Origin of the sequence: Flavobacterium sp., from assembly GCF_049318185.1 — a bacterium.
Taxonomy (GTDB): Bacteria; Bacteroidota; Bacteroidia; order Flavobacteriales; family Flavobacteriaceae; genus Flavobacterium.
This window is the reverse complement of sequence record NZ_JBMOGV010000162.1, coordinates 1-3,693: the sequence shown is the minus strand read 5'-3', so window position 1 is coordinate 3,693 and position 3,693 is coordinate 1. Positions and strand designations below refer to the sequence as shown.

Annotated in this window: 4 protein-coding genes and 1 pseudogene; 2 read left to right on the top strand and 3 right to left on the bottom strand. The window is 32.5% G+C overall.

The features are described 5' to 3' along the window. Nucleotides 1-101, top strand: a pseudogene (locus tag ACOYLT_RS10820) (enoyl-CoA hydratase); the annotation flags it as partial. A gap of 52 nt (nucleotides 102-153) precedes the next feature. Here ACOYLT_RS10820 and ACOYLT_RS10815 read toward each other — a convergent pair. The 3 genes from ACOYLT_RS10815 to ACOYLT_RS10805 are packed head-to-tail and all read right to left on the bottom strand — an operon-like array spanning nucleotide 154 to nucleotide 2,638. Beyond that, nucleotides 154-798 (bottom strand): HD domain-containing protein, encoded by a 645-nt coding sequence (locus ACOYLT_RS10815; protein WP_422853860.1) that lies wholly within the window; start codon nucleotides 796-798, stop codon nucleotides 154-156. 58 nt (nucleotides 799-856) lie between these two features. Further along, nucleotides 857-1,846 (bottom strand): acyl-ACP desaturase, encoded by a 990-nt coding sequence (locus tag ACOYLT_RS10810; protein ID WP_422853859.1) that lies wholly within the window; start codon nucleotides 1,844-1,846, stop codon nucleotides 857-859. 57 nt (nucleotides 1,847-1,903) lie between these two features. Beyond that, nucleotides 1,904-2,638, bottom strand: a complete 735-nt coding sequence (locus ACOYLT_RS10805) for a lysophospholipid acyltransferase family protein (protein ID WP_422853858.1) — start codon at nucleotides 2,636-2,638, stop codon at nucleotides 1,904-1,906. 123 nt (nucleotides 2,639-2,761) lie between these two features. Between ACOYLT_RS10805 and recA the strand changes: the two genes are divergently transcribed. Continuing rightward, the coding region (recA, locus tag ACOYLT_RS10800) for a recombinase RecA (RefSeq protein ID WP_422853857.1) at nucleotides 2,762-3,693 on the top strand (932 nt) is incomplete at its 3' end.

Sequence of the window (3,693 nt, the reverse complement as noted above, 5' to 3'; positions counted from 1 at the left end):
CCGAAATTAGAAACTTTGGAAAATGCTTTGGCACCGAAGATTTTAAAGAAGGAACGACTGCGTTTTTAGAAAAAAGAAAAGCAAATTTTTCTGGGAAATAGTTAGTCATCAGTCGCAGTCATCAATCTCATAATTACAACTGAAAACTGCTGTCTACTTTTTTCCTTCCCATTCCGCATAAAACTGGGAAAGGAAATTTTCCATGTATTGATGTCTTTCTAATGCAATTTTTTTTCCTGTTTCTGTATTCATTTTGTCTTTCAAAAGTAAAAGCTTTTCGTAAAAATGATTTAGTGTAGGCGCTTCCGAGTTTTTATATTCTTCTTTAGTCATATGAAGATTTGGTGCAATTGCAGGATTGTATAAAGCACGGTTTTTAAAGCCACCGTAATTAAAAGTTCTGGCAATCCCAATGGCGCCAATGGCATCTAATCTATCTGCATCTTGAACGATTTGCAGTTCTTTTGAAGTAGATTTATTTTCGAAATTTCCTCCTTTGAACGAAATGTTTTCAATGATATTTATAACGTGATTAATTATTTCTTCAGAAGTCTTTTGAGATTCTAAAAATTCTCTCGCTACTTTTGGTCCGACGGTTTCATCACCATTATTAAATTTACTATCGGCGATATCATGAAGCAATGCCCCAAGTTGAACAATTTCCAAATTACAAATTTCATTTTGAGCAATTAGCAAAGCATTTTTGTATACCCGTTCGATATGAAACCAATCGTGTCCGCCCTCAGCATTTTCTAATTTTTGTTTTACAAAAAGAATCGTATTATCTATTAATGGCATAAGTTATTGATTTAAAAAAATCCTTTCTTTTTTGGGAAAGGATTTAATCTATTTTCTATTATCTAACTAGAGCTGGCTGTACCCATTTGAAAATATAATTTTCATCTGGCAAAACCAATCTTTCTGAAATTTTAGCCATTCTTCCTGGAAGTTTCATTAGATAATCTCTAGCTTTTTCGGCTTCATCGCTTAGATTTCCTATCTTATCAATTTGCCACCTATCAATTAGTTTTTGCATGATTTCTACATAATCATTAGCCGTGTAAACTCCTAATTTTTGTGCAGAATTAGAAAATTGTTCAAAAGCTACTCCAATTTTTTCACCTGATTCTCTTAAAAAAAGAGCAGGCATTGTAATTTTTTGCTTCATCATGTACTGAAAAGCCAACATCATTTCGGATGGATCTACTTTAAAAATTTGATCTACAAATTCACAATAAGCGTGATGATGGCGCATTTCGTCACCTGCAATTAGTTTACAGACTTTAGATAATTTTTTGTCCCCATATTCTTTAGCAATTTGTGAAACTCTATTGTGTGAAACATAAGTTGCTAATTCTTGAAAACTTGTATAAACAAAGTTTTTATATGGATCACGACCTGTACCAATATCAAATCCATCGGCAATTAAATGCTGCGTAGTAATTTCAACTTCACGCATGTTTATCCTACCCGATAGGTATAAATATTTGTTTAATAAATCACCATGACGGTTTTCTTCACTAGTCCATTGACGAATCCATCTCGACCAACCGTTGCGTTCAACATTATCAATTCCTTCTACATCCATTAACCACGATTCATAAGTAGGAAGTGCTTCTTCTGTGATGGTATCGCCAACCATTGCTACCCAGAAATCATACGGTAACTCTTTGGCTATTTCTTGAATTTCTTTAACTTCTTCAAAAAAAGTATCACTTTGTGCATCAGGCAAAAAATCAGAAGGTTGCCAAATAGTTTCAATTGGAATTAAAAATTTATCGACAAATTCATCGACTTTGGAATCTAGAAATTGCATCACTTCAAGACGAATGTTTTTAATAGACATTATGATTATAGAATTTTTAAATTAGGGTTTAGTAATTACTCTAAACACAAATTGTAATTATACTTTTATCGAGTTTACCACTGCGCTTTCCGTTTTTTTTATTAATTCTTCAATCGAAAAGTCTGCAACTGCAATTGGTTTGTGAATTATAAATTGCAAATGATTTCCTAAACCCATTGGAAACGCACCAAATTTAACCATTTTCCATGAATTATTTATACTTATTGGAATAACATAAGCAGATGGAGCATATTTACATAAAATTTTTAGCCCACTTTGTACGAATTCTTTTGGCTTTCCGTCTTTACTTCTTGTTCCTTCGGGAAAAATTACAGCAGATCGTTTATGCTTTTCTATATATTCTGATAATCCTTTAATTAATGGAATAGCTTGTTTTGGGTCTTTCCTATCGATTAAAACAGAACCTCCATGTCTTAAATTATAAGAAACACTTGGAATGCCTTTCCCTAATTCTTTTTTACTAACAAACTTGGCATGAAAGCGACGCAAAAACCATATAATTCCGATTACATCATATAGACTTTGATGATTAGCGACAAAAATTATTGGAACATTTTCTGGAATTAATTCTCTGTTTTCAAACGTATAGGTTGTTCCTAAAATAGTTGTGCATTTGGTCAAACAAAAGTTCAAATAGTCAACGCTTTTTTTGTGAGCTTGATATCCTAAAACATTGAAACAAAACCACTGAATAGGGTGAAAAATAACTAATGTCAACCCAAAACATAAATAATAAACTACTGAAATTGGATAAGAAATAATTTTTTCCATACTATAAAAATAGAAAACAAAAATAGAAAATATATTTGTCTTGTAGATTGTTTATAATTTTATAAATTGGTTTGAATTTACAATAAAAAAACATTAATTTTATACCAATAAATTTTTTAAAAAATGAGTTCGGAAAAAGAAGCTAAATTAAAAGCATTACAATTAACACTTGATAAATTAGACAAAGCCTACGGAAAAGGAACCGTAATGAAAATGGGCGATAAAGCTGTAGAAGAAGTTGAAGTCATTCCTTCTGGTTCGCTTGGTCTTGATTTGGCACTTGGTGTAAACGGTTATCCAAAAGGAAGAGTTATCGAAATATATGGCCCAGAATCCTCTGGTAAAACAACCTTAACATTACATGCCATTGCAGAAGCTCAAAAAGCAGGTGGAATAGCTGCTTTCATTGATGCAGAACACGCATTCGATAGAAATTATGCTGAAAAATTAGGGGTTGATATTGAAAATTTAATTATTTCACAGCCCGATAACGGAGAACAAGCATTAGAAATTGCTGAGAACTTAATTCGTTCTGGAGCCATTGATATTGTAGTCATTGACTCTGTTGCAGCTCTCACTCCAAAAAGTGAAATTGAAGGAGAAATGGGGGATTCTAAAATGGGATTACACGCTCGTTTAATGTCTCAAGCATTAAGAAAATTAACCGGAACTATTAGCAAAACAAATTGTACTGTATTCTTCATCAATCAGTTGCGAGAGAAAATTGGTGTAATGTTTGGAAATCCTGAAACTACAACAGGAGGAAACGCTTTGAAATTTTATGCATCGGTTCGTTTAGATATTCGTCGTTCTTCTCAAATTAAAGATGGTGAAAACGTTATTGGCAATAGAACCAAAGTAAAAGTAGTAAAGAACAAAGTAGCGCCACCATTTAAAACTGCAGAATTCGACATTATGTATGGCGAAGGAGTTTCAAAAACTGGAGAAATTCTTGACTTAGCTGTAGAGTTTGAAATCATCAAAAAAGCAGGTTCTTGGTTTAGCTATGGTGAAACAAAATTAGGACAAGGTAGAGATGCTGTTAAAGTGTTAAT

Coding starts and splice junctions, on each gene's coding strand:
- ACOYLT_RS10805 (WP_422853858.1), bottom strand. CDS start 2,638: ATGGAAAAAATTATTTCTTATCCAATTTCAGTAGTTTATTATTTATGT.
- ACOYLT_RS10810 (WP_422853859.1), bottom strand. CDS start 1,846: ATGTCTATTAAAAACATTCGTCTTGAAGTGATGCAATTTCTAGATTCC.
- ACOYLT_RS10815 (WP_422853860.1), bottom strand. CDS start 798: ATGCCATTAATAGATAATACGATTCTTTTTGTAAAACAAAAATTAGAA.